The 16,248-nt window shown below is 62.2% G+C and carries 14 protein-coding genes; 4 read left to right on the top strand and 10 right to left on the bottom strand.

Features of this window, described 5'->3' with window-relative positions:
- Positions 1 to 70 precede the first annotated feature (70 nt).
- The 3 genes from HKK57_RS02200 to HKK57_RS02190 all read right to left on the bottom strand — a co-directional run bounded on the left by HKK57_RS02200 (position 71) and on the right by HKK57_RS02190 (position 4,807).
- Complete coding sequence (locus HKK57_RS02200) at positions 71 to 3,541, bottom strand: hybrid sensor histidine kinase/response regulator (protein WP_092234488.1); 3,471 nt, start codon at positions 3,539 to 3,541, stop codon at positions 71 to 73.
- A 268-nt stretch (positions 3,542 to 3,809) separates the two neighbouring features.
- Entirely contained in the window at positions 3,810 to 4,199 is a 390-nt protein-coding gene (locus HKK57_RS02195; RefSeq protein WP_070995438.1) for a YbaN family protein, read from the bottom strand.
- Positions 4,200 to 4,219: 20 nt separating this feature from the next.
- Positions 4,220 to 4,807, bottom strand: a complete 588-nt coding sequence (locus HKK57_RS02190) for a UPF0149 family protein (protein ID WP_029292445.1) — start codon at positions 4,805 to 4,807, stop codon at positions 4,220 to 4,222.
- 274 nt (positions 4,808 to 5,081) lie between these two features.
- Between HKK57_RS02190 and recQ the strand changes: the two genes are divergently transcribed.
- Together recQ and HKK57_RS02180 are read left to right on the top strand one after the other, a co-directional pair.
- Positions 5,082 to 7,211: a DNA helicase RecQ gene (gene recQ / locus HKK57_RS02185; protein WP_029292447.1), complete on the top strand. Its 2,130-nt coding sequence runs from the start codon at positions 5,082 to 5,084 to the stop codon at positions 7,209 to 7,211.
- Positions 7,212 to 7,332: 121 nt separating this feature from the next.
- Positions 7,333 to 7,767 carry a MarR family transcriptional regulator gene (locus HKK57_RS02180; protein ID WP_029292449.1) on the top strand — a complete coding sequence of 145 codons (435 nt, stop codon included), beginning with the start codon at positions 7,333 to 7,335 and terminating at the stop codon, positions 7,765 to 7,767.
- A gap of 126 nt (positions 7,768 to 7,893) precedes the next feature.
- Here HKK57_RS02180 and HKK57_RS02175 read toward each other — a convergent pair whose 3' ends face one another.
- The gene (locus HKK57_RS02175) at positions 7,894 to 10,083 is read right to left on the bottom strand and encodes a patatin-like phospholipase family protein (protein ID WP_169389712.1); all 2,190 of its coding nucleotides are present in this window, start codon (positions 10,081 to 10,083) and stop codon (positions 7,894 to 7,896) included.
- Positions 10,084 to 10,167: 84 nt separating this feature from the next.
- On the opposite strand from HKK57_RS02175, the gene HKK57_RS02170 reads away from it, so the two are divergent.
- Positions 10,168 to 10,455 (top strand): SelT/SelW/SelH family protein, encoded by a 288-nt coding sequence (locus HKK57_RS02170; protein WP_029292454.1) that lies wholly within the window; start codon positions 10,168 to 10,170, stop codon positions 10,453 to 10,455.
- A 38-nt stretch (positions 10,456 to 10,493) separates the two neighbouring features.
- Here HKK57_RS02170 and HKK57_RS02165 read toward each other — a convergent pair whose 3' ends face one another.
- The 3 genes from HKK57_RS02165 to HKK57_RS02155 form a co-directional block, all read right to left on the bottom strand.
- On the bottom strand, positions 10,494 to 10,775 hold the full coding sequence (locus HKK57_RS02165; RefSeq protein WP_029292456.1) for a hypothetical protein: 282 nt from the start codon (positions 10,773 to 10,775) through the stop codon (positions 10,494 to 10,496).
- Between the two features lie 128 nt (positions 10,776 to 10,903).
- Positions 10,904 to 11,785 carry a DMT family transporter gene (locus HKK57_RS02160; RefSeq protein WP_029292458.1) on the bottom strand — a complete coding sequence of 294 codons (882 nt, stop codon included), beginning with the start codon at positions 11,783 to 11,785 and terminating at the stop codon, positions 10,904 to 10,906.
- Between the two features lie 93 nt (positions 11,786 to 11,878).
- Positions 11,879 to 12,637, bottom strand: coding sequence for a helix-turn-helix transcriptional regulator (locus HKK57_RS02155; protein ID WP_169389711.1), 759 nt, complete (start codon positions 12,635 to 12,637; stop codon positions 11,879 to 11,881).
- Positions 12,638 to 12,771: 134 nt separating this feature from the next.
- On the opposite strand from HKK57_RS02155, the gene HKK57_RS02150 reads away from it, so the two are divergent.
- Positions 12,772 to 13,581 (top strand): UDP-2,3-diacylglucosamine diphosphatase, encoded by an 810-nt coding sequence (locus tag HKK57_RS02150; RefSeq protein ID WP_029292463.1) that lies wholly within the window; start codon positions 12,772 to 12,774, stop codon positions 13,579 to 13,581.
- A gap of 123 nt (positions 13,582 to 13,704) precedes the next feature.
- Here HKK57_RS02150 and HKK57_RS02145 read toward each other — a convergent pair whose 3' ends face one another.
- The 3 genes from HKK57_RS02145 to phhA form a co-directional block, all read right to left on the bottom strand.
- Positions 13,705 to 14,904, bottom strand: a complete 1,200-nt coding sequence (locus HKK57_RS02145) for an amino acid aminotransferase (RefSeq protein WP_169389710.1) — start codon at positions 14,902 to 14,904, stop codon at positions 13,705 to 13,707.
- Positions 14,901 to 15,257, bottom strand: coding sequence for a 4a-hydroxytetrahydrobiopterin dehydratase (locus tag HKK57_RS02140; protein WP_017134918.1), 357 nt, complete (start codon positions 15,255 to 15,257; stop codon positions 14,901 to 14,903). Before HKK57_RS02140 ends, HKK57_RS02145 begins: the two co-directional genes overlap by 4 nt.
- A gap of 105 nt (positions 15,258 to 15,362) precedes the next feature.
- Positions 15,363 to 16,154 (bottom strand): phenylalanine 4-monooxygenase, encoded by a 792-nt coding sequence (gene phhA / locus HKK57_RS02135; protein WP_029292469.1) that lies wholly within the window; start codon positions 16,152 to 16,154, stop codon positions 15,363 to 15,365.
- Between the last annotated feature and the right edge of the window lie 94 nt (positions 16,155 to 16,248).

The raw sequence follows: 16,248 nt of genomic DNA, 5'->3' as shown, positions 1-16,248 counted from the left end.
CCCCACCCAACGCGGGGCAAGCCCGCTCGCCACAGCAGCCCTATCGGCTTGGGTTTAAAGCACCCACAAGCTACAGCGGCAAATGCCGGTTCAGCAGCGCCCGCAACGCAGCAGGCTTGACTGGCTTGGCCAGGTAATCCAAACCCGCGGCATGCACCTCGGCCACCATTTCTGGCCGGCCATCGGCGCTGATCACCACCCCTGGAATCGGCTCTGCCAGTTGCGCGCGCAGCCACCCCATCAACTCGGTACCCGTCTCGCCGTGGTCCAGGTGGTAATCCACCAGTGCCAATTGCGGGCGCATGCCCTCGGCCAGCAACGCCGCGCATTGCGCCTGGTCACGTGCGGTCCAGACCTGGCAGCCCCAACGACTCAACAGGCTGCGCATGCCAATCAGGATGCTGTCTTCGTTGTCCACGCACAGCACCTGGGCGCCGCTCAGTGGCAGGCCCTTGTCCGGTGTGACCGGTACCTGCAAGCTGGTTTGCGCCTTGGCCAGTGGCACGCTGACGCTGAACACACTGCCTTTGCCCGGCCATGAGCGCACGCGCAAGCGGTGGCCGAGTACCCGGCACAACCCGTCGGCAATCGCCAAGCCCAGCCCCAGGCCCTTCTCGGCACGGGTCTGGTGGCTGTCCAGGCGCTTGAACTCTTCGAAGATCACTTTCTGCTTATCCAGTGGAATCCCCGGTCCACGGTCCCACACCTCCAGACGCAACTCACCGCGACGGCGTCGTACACCCAGCAGCACTGGGCCGTGGGCATAACGGAAGGCGTTGGTCAGGAAATTCTGCAGGATGCGCCGCAGCAGCTTGATATCACTGTCGATGCGCAAGCGGCTGCCACGCAGGCGGAAGCGCAAGCCTTGTTCCTGGGCCAGCACCTTGAACTCTGCGCCCAGGGCATCGAACAGTTCGCTCAAGGCAAACGGCTGGCGCTGGGGATTGATCTTGCCGTTTTCCAGGCGCGAGATATCCAGCAAATCGCTGATCAGGTCTTCGGCCGAGCGCAGCGAACTGTCCAAGTGGTGCACCAACTGCCGAGCCTCGCCGGACAATCCTTCGCTCTGGTGGGAGAGGGCGGCCGAGAACAGCCGCGCAGCGTTGAGCGGCTGCATCAGGTCATGGCTGACCGCAGCGAGGAAGCGGGTTTTCGATTGGTTGGCCGATTCGGCTACGCCTTTGGCATCGGTCAGCGCGACGTTGAGTTGCGACAGCTCATGGGTGCGCTCGGTGACGCGCTGTTCCAGGCCCTCATTGGCCTCGGTCAGGGCCTGTTCGGCCTCGCGGAAGGCGGTGATGTCGGTGAAACTCATGACAAACCCGCCGCCCGGCATCGGGTTGCCGATCAGCTCGATCACGCGTCCGTTGGGAAACAGCCGTTCCGAGGTATGCGCGCGGCCCTGGCGCATCCAGTGCAGGCGCCGCGCCACGTGGACTTCGGCCTCACCGGGGCCGCACAGGCCGCGCTCGGCGTTGTAGCGAATAATGTCGGCAATCGGCCGCCCGACACTGATCAGTCCGTCGGGGTAGTTGAACAGTTCCAGGTAGCGGCGGTTCCAGGCCACCAGCTTGAGGGACTGATCCACCACGCTGATGCCCTGGGTGATGTTCTCGATTGCACCTTGCAACAGTGCCCGGTTGAACTGCAGCACTTCGGAGGCCTCGTCAGCGATACGGACTACGTCCTCCAGCTGCATTTCGCGGCCTTCAATCGCTGCTTTCACCACCGCCCGCGTGGATGAGGCACCCAGTACGCCTGCCAGCAGCCGCTCGGTATGGGCGATCCAGTCGTTGTCGGCATTCTGGTTGGGGTTAAAGCCCTTGCCTTGGCGGTAGGCGAAGCGGATGAAGCTCTGTTGCGCCCGTTCCTCGCCGACAAAGCGCGCCGCCAGGCTCAACAGATCATTGATCTGCACCGACAACATGGAGCGGGCGCTGGCGCGCTGGCTGGTTTCCTGGCCGATAAACCGCCCGGCCTGCCAATGCTCTGATACCCGAGTGCGCGAGAGGACCGAGACCCAGGCAAACAGAGTGAAGTTACCGGCCAGGGACAGCACAACCCCTTGGGTCAGCGGCGTGATCGGCAGCCCCAGCGGGTTGCCGTGCAGCCAGGAGAGGCCAGGGAAGATATTCAGCGACCAACCCAGGCTATGGGCGGCAATTGGCAGCACCAGGGTGTAGAACCACAGGAACGTGCCCGCCGCCAGGCCGGCAAACACGCCGCGACGGTTGGCCTGCTTCCAGTACAGCGCGCCGAGCATTGCAGGCGCCAGTTGGGTCACGGCGGCAAAGGCAATCTGGCCGATGGTCGCCAGGCTCGCGGTGGAGCCGAGCAGGCGATAACTCACATAGGCCAGCAGCAGAATAATCACGATGCTGACCCGGCGTACCGAGAGCATCCAGTGGCGGAAGACTTCGAACGGGCGCTCGGCGTTGGTGCGACGCAGCAGCCAGGGCAACAGCATATCGTTGGAGACCATGGTCGACAGCGCCACGCTCGCGACGATGACCATGCCGGTCGCCGCCGAAGCACCGCCGATAAATGCCAGCAGCGCCAGGGCCGGATGGGCTTCGGCCAGGGGCAGGCTGATCACGTAGGAGTCCGGTAGCACCGAGCTTGGCAGCAGCATCTTGCCGCCGAGGGCAATCGGCACCACAAACAGCGCGGCCAGCACCAGGTAGGCCGGGAACACCCACTTGGCCAGGCGCAGGTCCTGGGGCTCGATATTCTCCACCACGGTGACGTGGAACTGCCGGGGCAGGCAGATAATTGCCATCATCGCCACCCCGGTCTGCACCACCATGGATGGCCAGTTCACCGTCTCTTTCCAGTACTCCTCCAGCCTCGGCGCGAGCATTGCCTGGCTGAACAGGTCGTTGAAACCGTCGTACAGGCCGTAGGTGACAAACGCGCCGACAGCAAGAAATGCGAACAGCTTGACCAGGGATTCAAAGGCAATCGCCAGGACCATGCCACGGTGGTGCTCCGTGGCGTCGAGGTTGCGTGTGCCGAACACAATGGTGAACAGCGCCAGCACCAGGGACACAATCAGGGCGGTGTCCTGGGCCCGTGTGCCGGTGGCATCGGCGCCGGCGCCAATCAGCAGGTTGACCCCCAGCACGATGCCTTTGAGTTGCAGGGCAATATAAGGCAGCACACCTACCAGGCAGATCAGCGCCACCACCACCGCCAGGGACTGGGATTTGCCATAGCGCGCGGCGATGAAGTCGGCGATGGAGGTGATGTTTTCCTGCTTGCTGATCAGCACCATTTTCTGCAGGACCCAGGGCGCGAGTACCAGCAGCAGTACGGGTCCCAGGTAGATCGGTAAAAAAGCCCACAATTGTTCGGCGGCCTGGCCTACGGCGCCGAAGAAGGTCCAACTGGTGCAGTACACCGCCAGCGACAGGCTATACACCCACGCACGCACCCGTGGCGGCAGCGGCGCGTGGCGGCGGTCACCGTAGAAGGCGATGGCAAACATAATGGCCATATAGGCCAGGGCAACGGCGGCGATCAGCCCGCTGGACAGCGTCATGAGGACTCCGGACATAAGAACACCCAGGCATTCCAGGCCCGGGGCGACAGTCTCGCATGATGCTCGGGGTTAGTCAGTGTCGACGAAGGTCGGGTAGGTGCTGTCATGCAGGGGTGGATGGGCGGTGCTGTCGTGGCGAGGGGGCTTGTCCCCCGTTGGGCTGCGCAGCAGCCCCAAAACCATCTCCCCCGGTATACCTGACACTACTTGGTGGGACTTATTGGGGCTGCTGCGCAGCCCAACGGGGGACAAGCCCCCTCGCCACGGGTCAGTTGGATCGTGGTGGCAGGGTTTTCTGGCGCAGGATATAGATCGTCACCAGCACCGCACTGGTCAACATGAACCCGCGTGCCCAGGGCAATGGCACCAGGTAGCAGGACAGGCCGATGCTCAGCCACATCAGGCCGATGGCGTACACCTTGCCTTTGAGAGGGATACCGTTGCCATCCAGGTAATCCCGAATCCAGGGACCCAGGCGCGGATGGTTGACCAGCCACGCATAAAAGCGCGGTGAACTACGGGCAAAACAGCCGGCAGCCAGGAGCAGGAAGGGGGTGGTCGGCAAGACTGGCAAGAAGATTCCGATCACGCCGAGCACCACGCTCAACCAGCCAATGGCCAGTAGCGCGTAGCGCACAATCGGCGAGCGGTTGCCCATGGGCGCCACGGGCGGGGGACTCAGTGGTGGCGAGGCTTGAGGATCGCCGGTTTTTCGTCGGGGGCGTTGCACAGCAGGTACAGGGCGGTGAGTGCTTCCGGGATCTGTACGATCATGTCGTCCATCAGGTTGGCGTCGCTGGCGATATCGGCGAATTCAGGCTGGTCGTCGAACAGGCCGGAACCGACCATGATCGGCAGCAGCATTTCGCTGACCTCGTCCTCGGCGGTTTCGAACCAGGCCGCTTCACGCAGGAACACGCCTTCCATGAAGCCAATGCACCAGCCGCGCAGGTCGGAGTCGTCCGGCTCTTCGCCCAGGTCGAGGTCGCATGGCAGCTCGAACTCTTCATCGGATGCCAGTTGGCGGGAGATGTGGGCCTTGAGCTGGACCAGGGTTTCTTCGATTTCGGTGCGCTGGGCCTCGTCCTTGTAGTGAGGCTCTTCGGCGAACAGCGCGTCGATCCATTCACGGTCAGGGACCTGCTCCGAGCAGATCGATAGCGCAGTCAGGTAGCCATGGGCGGCTACGTAGTCCAGCGCCTCGTCATGCAGCTCATCGGCATCGAGGAAGGCTTGCAGGCGGTTTATTTGCTCAGCGAAGGACATTGAAAGACTACCTTGGGAATAAACGATGCTGAATTCTAGGCCTTCTTGAGCGTGCAGGCCAGCCGCACTGCATATTTGCAGGGTTTCCAGATGGGCCGCTATTCGTCAGTGGCGCCCTGTGCGGGGGAGCGCTCGGGTATACTGCCGCGTTTTGTGATGCCCCTGCAGGCCGGAGGCGGTCGCGGGAAAAGTTCGCTTACGGATTATTTCCCGGCCAAGCGCGCTTTTTCAGCCAGCCTGTACAGAGGGATTTCGGTGGAATTTGGAGTTTTTCATGCTTGAACAGGCTCAACGCGTCCTCAAGGACATCTTCGGCTACGACAGCTTTCGTGGCCGCCAGGGTGCGATCATTGAGCGCGTGGCCAGCGGTGGTGATGCGCTGGTCCTGATGCCTACCGGTGGTGGCAAGTCGTTGTGCTTCCAGGTGCCGGCATTGTTGCGTGAAGGGCTGGCGGTGGTGGTTTCGCCGTTGATCGCACTGATGGACGACCAAGTGGCCACCCTGGAAGAACTGGGTGTCGCCGCCGCTGCGTTGAACTCGACCCTGAGTGCCGAGCAGCAGCGCGACCTGGCGGCGCGGATCCGCCGGGGCGAAGTGAAGATGCTCTATCTTGCGCCCGAGCGTCTGGTGCAGCCGCGCATGCTGGCGTTTTTGCAGAGCCTGGAAATCTCCCTGTTCGCCATCGACGAAGCCCACTGCGTTTCCCAATGGGGTCACGATTTCCGGCGTGAATACCTGCAACTGGGGCAACTGGCCGAGCTGTTCCCCAATGTGCCGCGTATCGCCCTGACGGCCACGGCCGACAAGCGTACCCGCGAAGAAATCGTCGAGCGCCTGCACCTGCAGAACGCCGAGCGCTTTCTCTCCAGCTTCGACCGGCCGAATATCTTTTATCGCATCGTGCCCAAGGAACAGCCGCGCAAGCAATTGCTGGCGTTCCTCTCGGAGCGGCGCAGCGATGCCGGGATTGTCTATTGCCTGTCGCGCAAGAAGGTCGATGAAGTGGCCGCGTTCCTCTGCGAGCAGGGCTACCCCGCGTTGCCTTACCACGCTGGCCTGCCCAATGAGTTGCGGGCCTATCATCAGAAGCGCTTCCTCAACGAGGAAGGCCTGATCATGGTGGCGACCATTGCGTTCGGCATGGGCATCGACAAGTCCAACGTGCGCTTCGTTGCGCACATGGACCTGCCCAAGTCCCTCGAGGCGTACTACCAGGAAACCGGACGCGCCGGCCGCGATGGCCTGCCGGCGGATGCCTGGATGGTCTACGGCCTGCAGGATGTGGTGATGCTCAAGCAGATGCTGCAAAACTCCGAAGGCGATGAGCGCCACAAGCGCCTGGAGCAACACAAGCTCGACGCCATGCTGTCGCTGTGTGAAGAGACCCGCTGCCGCCGCCAGACCCTGCTCGCCTATTTCGACGAAGACATGCCCCAGCCGTGCGGGCATTGCGATAACTGTGTGGACGGCGTGCAGACCTGGGATGCCACCGAGCCGGCGCGCCAGGGCCTGTCGGCGATCTTCCGTACTGGCCAGCGTTATGGTGTCGGGCATCTGGTCGATGTGCTGCTGGGCAAGGACAACGAAAAAATCCGCAGTTTCGGTCACCAGCACCTGTCGGTGTATGGCGTGGGCAAGGCGCGGGCTGAAGGCGAATGGCGGTCGTTGTTCCGCCAGATGGTGGCCCGTGGCCTAGTGGATATCGATCTGGAAGGCTATGGCGGCCTGCGCCTGAATGACAGCTGCCGGCCGCTGCTCAAGGGCGAGGTCAGCCTGGAGCTGCGCCGCGACCTCAAGCCGCAGACCACTGCCAAGTCCAGCAGCACCAGCCAGGCCAGCCAACTGGTGCGCGGCGAGGAGCGGGAACAGTGGGAAGCCCTGCGGGCGTTGCGGCGCAAGCTGGCGCAAGAGCACAGCGTGCCGCCCTACGTTATTTTCCCCGACTCCACCCTGCTGGAAATGCTACGCGAGCAGCCCACCACCATGGCTGAAATGGCCCGGGTCAGCGGCGTGGGTGCGCGCAAGCTGGAGCGTTATGGCCAGGCCTTCCTGGAAGTCCTTGGCGGCCAGGCCGAGGCACCGAAGGAAATCGCCGATATTCGCCACGAACTGATCAGCCTGGCCCGTGCGGGCATGACGCCGATCCAGATCGCCGGGCAGTTGCAATGCTCGGAAAAAAACGTCTACACCTTGCTGGCCGAGTCCATTGGCAAGCAGCAGTTGTCTCTGGAGCAGGCTCTAGATCTGCCGGAGGACTTGCTCGGGGAAATCCAGGACGCCTTTCTCGACGGCGAAGGTGAATTGCCACCGGTTAGCGATATAGCGCCGCTGTTTACCGGACGGGTGCCCGAGGGCGTTTTGTACTGTGTGCGGGCCGCTTTGCAGTCGGAATTCGAGATTTAATGTGTCAATTACGACAATGTAACGAATCAGTACATTGCAAACCTTGCCTACTGTCATGGGTCATGCTTAGCTGACTAATAATTAGCCATACTTTATTTTCAGTCTAACCCATGAGTTTTTTATGCCGTTAACCGATCAACACCGTTTTGGCATGCAGTTGGCGCAAATGTCCCGTGGCTGGCGCGCAGAACTGGATCGCCGCCTGGCGGGGCTGGGATTGTCCCAGGCCCGCTGGTTGGTGCTGCTGCATCTGGCCCGTTTTGAAGAAGCACCGACCCAGCGCGAATTGGCGCAGAGCGTCGGCGTTGAAGGGCCAACATTGGCTCGCCTACTCGACAGCCTGGAGAACCAGGGCCTGGTGCAACGCCAGGCTGTGGTGGAAGACCGGCGTGCCAAGCGCATTGTGTTGTGTGATCCCGCCCGCCCGTTGATCGATCAGATCGAGACCATCGCCACGGCCCTGCGCCAGGAGCTGTTTGTGGGTGTCGATGAAGAGGATATGCGCGTGTGCATGCGGGTCCATGGGCACATCCTGGCCAATCTGGAAAAGACCTGAGCCGATTACGTCGCTGATCAAAATGTGGGGGCGGGGTTGCTCGCGAAAGCGGTGTGTCAGTCAATATATTCGGTGACTGAACCACTGCTTTCGCGGGCAAGCCCGCTCCGTCTTGGCTAAGTGTCGTTAGAAGGTCTGGCCGAGGTTCAGGTACACCGCCTTCTGATTGTCATCATTAAACCCATAGCTGAAATTCAACGGCCCCAGTGGCGTATCGAACCCCAGGAAGATGCTCGCGGCGTTGATGTAGCCACTGTCGAACTCATTGTCGTTGTTCCACGCCCGCCCGCGTTCCAGGGAGGCGCCCAGGTACAGCGGGAAGTCCAGTGGCAAGTATGAGCGTGGGGTCAGGCGACGGTAGTAGACGGCGCGCATCAGGCTGATGTTCTGCCCGGAAATCGCATCCTGGCGGAACCCTGACAACTGCCGCGCGCCGCCCAGCAGGAAGCTGGAAATCACCACGTCGGAATCATCCAGGGTGCGCCCGTAGCGACCGCCCAGTACCAGGGTGTCCGGGCCGTGGCTCATGGCTTTGTCCAGTTTGAACTCCCATTGCCGGTAGCGCTGGTCGGAGCCTAGGCCCGGTTCGAACTCGCGGTAGGCCAGGCCGATGTCCTCACCTGTGTGGGGGAAGTACACGTTGTCCAGGGAGTCGAACGAGTACTTGAGTTCATAGAAACCCTCGCTGAAGCTCACGCTTGGCAAGTCGCGGTCGCCGATGCGCACATCGGCCTTGCCCCACGCCTCTCCCACGCCGAAGCGGATTTCGCCGCTGTTGCCGATCTGCCGACCGACGTTCAGGCCAAACCCGTAGCGCTCAAGGCGGTATTCGGAGATCGGGTCGTTATCCAGGATCAGTTCGACGTTCTGCGCCTGGGCGCTGATGTAGGGGGCGACGAAATAACGTGAGCCGGTATCCATCGGCTGATAGAACTCGCTGTACAGCTCCTGGCGATCACCGATCTGTACCCTTGTCAGCCATTCGGCGCCGAGGCGGTTGATGCCGTTGACCCGGTAGCTGGCGCCGAGGTTGAAGGCGCTGTCGCCGCGCATGTCGTCGGACAGGTTGAGCCCCAGGCGCAGGTAATCGGTGCCGCTGCGTTTGCCACGGGCGCTGATCACCAGGGTGTTGTCCGGGCCCTTTTTCACCACGCGGTATTGCACCTGCTCGAAGTAATCCAGGCCATACAGGGTGCCCATGTCCGATTGCAGGCGGGCCAGGTTCAGGGGTTCGCCGATGGGTTGGCGGATGTAGTAGCGGATCACGTCGTCACCGACTTTCGAGTCGTTCTCTACCTTGATTGCGGTGATCGTCGGGTTGCGCTGGCCCGGCGTGCGGGCGGCGGTCAGTTCGGCGTCTACCGAGCCGGTGGGGCGCAGGCGTGCCATGCGGGTATCCAGGGCGCGGGTGGCACGGTAGCCGGCGTCGATCATGTCCTTGGCGCGGCCAAAGTCGGTCACACCATAGGCAGCCAACGGTGGCTGGATCAGCACGTCGCCGGGATGCAGGGCCTTGAGTTGCTCCTCGGAATTTCGGCGGGTCATCAGGGTGATGGACTGGTTGAGCACATCCACCACCGTCGCCAGTTGCTTGCGGCTGCGCAGCGGCGTACCGATATCCACCACGATGGCGATATCGACCCCCATCTCACGTGCCACATCCAGGGGGATGTTATCGGTCATGCCGCCATCCACCAGCAGTCGCCCCTCCAGTTCCACCGGGGCGAACACCGCGGGGATCGACATGCTGGCGCGAATCACCTGGGGCAGGTGACCCTTGCGGAACACCACTTTCTCGCCGCTGGTGATATCGGTGGCCACGGCGCGAAATGGAATCGGCAACTTGTCGAAGTCGCGGGTGTTGCTGCTGTGGGCGAACATGCTCTCCAGCAGCAGTGCCAGGTTCTGACCCTGGATAACGCCAAGAGGCAGGCCGAGGCTGCCGTCGTCGCGAAAGCTCAGTTTCTGCTTGATCAGGAAGTCCCGGTCATCCTGTTTGCGCCGGAACGGCACGTCTTCCCTGGGCGGGGCATCGGACAGCGCCAACTGCCAGTCGATGCTCAGCGCCAGCTTTTCCAGTTCGTCGATCTTGTAGCCTGACGCGTACAGCCCGCCAATCACCGCCCCCATGCTGGTGCCGGCAATCGCATCGATATGGATGCCTTGCTCTTCCAGGGCCTTGAGCACGCCGATGTGCGCCAGGCCACGGGCGGCACCGCCGGACAACACCAGGCCGATTTTCGGGCGGGGGGCTTCCACGGCTTGGGCGAGGACAGGGAGCAGGCACAGCAACAGGCAGGACAACAGGCGGCGCATCATCAATCTCGGGGCTGGACGGCAAAGGCCGGTATTATAGCCATCCGATCCACCTGTCTCGTCATCTCAGGAGTTCTTCATTTCATGTCCGCATCCAGGCCCGAGATTGTCATCACCTATTGCACCCAATGTCAGTGGCTGCTGCGCGCCGCGTGGCTGGCCCAGGAACTGCTGAGCACCTTTGCCGATGACCTCGGCAAAGTGGCCCTGGAACCGGCGACCGGCGGGGTGTTTCGCATTACATGCGACGGCGTGCAGATCTGGGAGCGCAAGGCCGATGGTGGCTTTCCGGAGGCCAAGGTACTCAAGCAGCGGGTACGTGACCAGATCGATCCAGAGCGAGACCTGGGGCACAACGACCGTACCTCGTAAGCGACACTGCCGGCATGCAGCCGGCAGTGACAGTGGGTTTATTTGGCGGCCATTTTATTTTTGATCCAGCCGACGACAAACGTCAGCACCAGGCCGCCGACACCGCCGCCGACGATATTGCTGCCCACCGCCGCGACATCCAGCGCGCCGCCAGGAGGCAGGCCGCTGATGGCCGAGACGATCTGCCCCAGCACCAGGCCGCCGACGCCACCGACCACTGTATTGAGCCCGGAGCCCAGGCCTTGTTTGCTCAGGCCGGCCAGGTTGCCGCCGACTGCGCCGCTGATGATCTGAATGATCAGGGTGATGAACATGTCCATGGTGAAACTCCTGCGTAGCGTTAGGGGAGCGACCACTCGCATGCAGCAACTTCAAGGTTCACGGCTGTCGTCGAGGAGTCTGTATCCGTTGAACGACAGCTGACTGTTGCGGATAGGAAAAGTATAGATCAGGCCATGGTTGATGGCTGTTTGACCTTGACGGGGCGGCTCATCAAGCCCGAGACCACGATGGCCGCAATGATCAGTGCGCCGCCCAGCAGCATGCGCAGGGTCGGGGTTTCGCTGAACAGCAGCCAGGCCACGGTGATGCCATACACCGGCTCCATGGCGAACACCACGGCAGCGGTGCGCGCCTTGAGCACTTTGAGGCTGGCGACAAACAAACTGTGGGCCAGGCCAGTACAGAACACCCCCAGCAGGCCGATCCATAGCCAATCCAGAGCACGCACTTCGCCCAGGCCAGGAGCGGCGAAGGGCAATAAACACAGGGCCACCACCACGTTTTGACAGAGGGCCGCCTGCACTGGCGGGATGCTGGCGCTGGCTCGATTGTTCAGCGACAGCAGCGAGAACAGCAGGCCCGAGACCACGGCCCAGACCAGGCCGCTGGTGGCCTGGCTGGCGAGATCGAAGTCCGGGGTGACCAGCACCAGGCCGATGCTGACCAGCAGCACCAACACCATTTCATTGGCGCGAATCCGCTCGCGGAAGATCAGGCCTTCGAGGATCACCGTAAAAGCCGGGAATGTGGCAAACCCCAAGGTCGCAATCGCCACGCCGGCCACTTTCACCGCAATAAAGAAGCTCACCCAGTGCCCGGCCAGCAGCAGGCCGCTGAGCAGCAGGCGCCGCAGGTCGGTGCTATAGAGTTTTTGCCACGGCGTGCTGCTGGCAAAACGCGCGAACAGCGCCAGGGCGATTACCGCGAAAGCGGCACGGCCAAATACGATGATGCCGGGCGAGGCGGCGGCAAGCTTGCCGAAGACGCCGGTGAGGCCAAACATCAGTGCGCCGATGTGCAGGGCGCCTAAGGCAGTGCGGGGAGTCATGACAGTCCTTAAAACAGTAAGCAGGCAGGCATCCAGTCTAGAGCGCCTGGCGCCTGGGTGTCTGTCGTGGGAATCGCCGGTTTTATCGCAGGACTAGCGCCCGTTGTCGAGCCGGCGCAGGGCTCCGGGCGAGCTGCCGAACTCGCGCAACACGGCGGCGGCAAACGCGCTTTGCGAGCCATAGCCGACCCGCGCGGCAATCTCGCCAATGGGCAGGAGGCTGTCGCGCAACAAGCCGCAGGCCATTTGCAGGCGGCGGGTGCGGATGTAGTCCATGGGGGTCAACCCGCATTCGGCGATAAAGCGGGCGTGCAGGCGGGCGACGGAAATATCTGCCAGCCGTGCCAGATCCGCGACCTGCAGCGGGTAGGCCGCGTGCTGGTCGATATGTGCGTTGAATGCGCCGTAGGGCAGGCGTCGCGCGCTGGCTTGAGCAGGCGGCTGGCCATTGAGCGTAGCCAACAACAGCACCGCGCCTTGCTGGGCAATCAGTGGGTCATCCAGCGCGCCGCTCGCCAGCCAGTTGACCAATTGGCCCTGGCGGGCATCCAGCTTCACCCGAGCCGGTTGGTCCAGCAGGCGGCGACTGGCATCCGCGTGCTCGCCCAAAGATTGCATCACCCACTGTTCGTCGGGCACATCCAGCACCAGGCATTGGCTGCCCCGGGGGCTGCCACAGCTGTGATGGGTGGAGAAGGGCAGGACCATCACCCCTTGCGGGCAGATTTCGCCGCCGATGCCTTCCACCTCGAAGTCCAGGCGGCCGGCCAGGCCAAACACCAGTTGCGCGTGGTCATGGCTATGGGCGATCAGGTCGTGGGTGTAATGGCGCAGCGTGAGGGTCGGTCTCATCGCAATCTCCCGGGCAGGCCGGCAGTTTACACCGCCCGACGTGCGGCGGGCGTTGTCATCTGACTGACGCAAGACTGTCATGGGCTATTAATTGCCCGGGAGCAAGCTGGCGAAAACACCCTCGAGGTATGCCCATGACCAGCGCCGAGCTCGCCAAACCCAGTCGCAAGCAACGGGTTCGCACCCTGTGGATCTCCGACGTGCACCTGGGCACCCGGGATTGCCAGGCCGAACATTTGTCGCGGTTTCTCAAGGGCTACCACGCCGACAAGGTGTACCTGGTGGGCGATATCATCGATGGCTGGAAAATGCGCGGCGGCATGTATTGGCCCCAGGCCCATACCAACGTGATCCGCCGCCTGCTGACCATGAGCAAGCGCGGCACCGAGGTGATCTACGTCACCGGTAACCATGACGAGTTTCTGCGCCGCTATTCCAAGCTGATCCTGGGCAATATCCAGTTGGTGGACGAAGCGGTGCATGTGACCGCCGATGGCCGGCATCTGCTGGTGATCCACGGCGACCAGTTCGACGTGATCACCCGCTACCATCGCTGGCTGGCGTTTCTCGGCGACTCGGCCTACGAATTCACCCTGACCCTCAACCGCTGGCTGAACCACTGGCGGGCACGCTACGGCTACGGTTATTGGTCGCTGTCGGCGTACCTCAAGCACAAGGTGAAGACCGCCGTGAGCTTTATCAGCGACTTCGAGGAAGCCATCGCCCACGAAGTGACCAAGCGCGAGTTGCACGGCGTGGTGTGCGGGCATATCCACCACGCGGAGATTCGCAAGGTGGGCGAGGTGGACTACCTCAATTGCGGGGATTGGGTGGAGTCGTGCACCGCGTTGATTGAGCACTGGGATGGGCATATCGAGCTGTATCGACTGGCGGATGCCCAGGCCAAGGAGGCGCAGGTCAAGGCCGAGATGGTTGCGGGCTGAAGATCGCCTCGGTCAAAAATGTGGGAGCGGGCTTGCTCGCGAATGCGGTGTATCAGTCAACATATCCATCACTGACCCACCGCATTCGCGAGCAAGCCCGCTCCCACATTTGATTCGGTTTCGTCAGTTGCGGCACACGTCTGCAATGGCCTCGGCCAGCAACCCCAGCCGCGTCTCATCAATCCCGGCGACGTTGGCGCGCCCGGAGCTGACCATGTACACGCTGTGTTTTTCCCGCAGTTGCTTCACCTGTTCGGCGCTCAGGCCGGTATAGGAAAACATCCCGCGCTGCACGCCGACATGGGCGAAACGCTCGGCCAATCCATGGGGCACCAGTGCTTCTACCAAGCCCGAACGCAACTGCGCGATGCGCGAGCGCATGCCTTCGACCTCGGTGCTCCACAGCTGTTTGAGTTCGGCATCACCCAAAATGGTGGCGACTACAGCAGCCCCATGATCCGGCGGTGTCGACCACAGGTTGCGCGCGATAAACGCCAGTTGGCTGCGCACATCCAGCAGCTTCTCGGCATCGTTGGCGCACACGATCAGCGCGCCGACGCGGTCGCTGTACAGGCCAAAATTCTTCGAGCAGGAACTGGTGATCAGCACCTCAGGAAGTTCATCGGCAAACAGGCGTACTGCCCACGCATCTTGTTCCAGGCCATCGCCAAAACCCTGGTAGGCGAAGTCGATCAGCGGCAGTAGGTGGCGTTCGCGCACGATCTGCAGCACCTGGCGCCAGTCGTCCTGGGACAGGTCGAAACCGGTGGGGTTGTGGCAGCAAGCGTGCAGCAGCACCACGTCGCCTTCGGGCACGGTGGCCAGGGTGGCGAGCATGGCCGGCACGTCCAGGCGGTTGTCACTGCCCACGTATGGGTAGTGGCTGACCTTGAGCCCGGCCTTGGCGAAGATGGTTTCGTGGATCGGCCACGTCGGGTTGCTCAGCCACACGCCACGGCCTGGCAGGCTGTGGGCGATGAAGTCGGCGCTCAGGCGCAGGGCACCGGTGCCACCCGGGGTTTGCGTGGCGCCAGCGCGTTGTGCCTTGAGCAGTGCGCTGCCTGCGCCCAGCACCAACTCACTGACCAGCCGGCCGAAAGCCGGGTCGCCATGCCCACCGATATAGGTCTTGGTGGTTTGCTGCTCGACCAGGCGCTGCTCGGCGCGCTTAACTGCCTGCAGGATCGGGGTCAGGCCCTGGGCATCCTTGTAGACGCCCACGCCGAGGTCGAATTTTTGCGGGTTGGCGTCCTTGGCATAGGACTCCATCAGCCCCAGGATCGGATCACCAGGCACCCGGCCAATATCGGCGAAATGCATCACTTGCGGCCCTCGGCATCCTTGGCCACTTCGTCGGTGCGCGCAGCCATGATGAAGTCGTTGCGGTGCAGGCCTTTGATCGAGTGGCTCCACCAGGTCACGGTGACTTTGCCCCATTCGGTCAGCAGGCCTGGGTGGTGGCCTTCAGCCTCGGAAATTTCGCCCATGGCGTTGGTAAAGGCCAGGGCGAATTTGAAGTTCTTGAACAGGAATACTTTTTCCAACTGCATAACACCGTCGCGCACTTCGATGTTCCAGTCGGGGATCTGCTTGATCAGCACCGGCAGTTCTTCGTCGCTGACTTGTGGGGCGTCGGCACGGCAGGCTTCGCAATGGGCTTGGTTCAAGGTGGTCATAAAGGTGTTCCTGAAATCGAGTATGTGGAATTCGGTTGCCAGTGGCGTCACCCTAAAGCAACGCGCGGCCAGGGAACAGACTCACCTGGCCTTAAAAGCATCAGTTCAAGCCGCCTTGGGCTTGGGTGGGAACAGCGGCGCGTGCAGACCCAACTGCATACCGCGCTCGACCATGCCCATGATGTCTTCCTGCGCCACTTCAAACAGGCGCTTGAGGTTGGGCAGGGCGAAATACAGCGGTTGCAGGATGTCGATGCGATAAGGGGTGCGCATGGCTTCCAGCGGATCGAATGCTTGGTGCTTGGGCTCATCCGAGAGGCAGTACACCGTCTCTTTGGGTGACGACAGAATGCCGCCACCATAGATGCGTCGACCTTCAGGGGTGTCCACCAAGCCGAACTCGATAGTCATCCAGTACAGGCGCGCCAGGTACACGCGCTGCTCCTTGGTGGCGGCGAGGCCGAGCTTGCCGTAGGTGTGGGTGAATTCGGCAAACCAGGGGTTGGTCAGCAGTGGGCAGTGGCCGAAAATCTCGTGGAAAATATCCGGTTCTTGCAGGTAATCCAGCTCTTCACGGGTACGAATAAAGGTCGCTACCGGAAACTGCTTGTTGGCGAGCAATTCAAAGAAGGTCTGGAAGGGGATCAGCGCCGGCACCCGCGCCACTTGCCAGCCGGTGGTTTGGGCTAGCACTTTGTTGATTTCCGCCAGTTGCGGAATACGGTCGTGGGGCAGGCCGAGCTTGTCGATGCCGTCCAGGTATTCCTGGCAGGCGCGACCCTCGATCACTTTCAACTGGCGAGTGATCAGGGTGTTCCACACCGCATGTTCTTCGGGCGGGTAGTGGATAAAACCTTGCGCATCGGGCTCGCGGGCCACGTAGTGCGTCTGCTTCATACGGCTCTCCTGCTAGGCATTCGTTCTTGTTATGTCCTGCTATGCCTTATTGATACTCCGCCTGGCGGTGGATTCCACCTGTCATTAGGGCAGC

This window comes from Pseudomonas sp. ADAK21 (assembly GCF_012935735.1).
GTDB classification, from domain to species: Bacteria; Pseudomonadota; Gammaproteobacteria; order Pseudomonadales; family Pseudomonadaceae; genus Aquipseudomonas; species Aquipseudomonas proteolytica.
The sequence above is the reverse complement of the archived record's forward strand: the minus strand, read 5'-3'. Positions and strand labels throughout refer to the sequence as shown.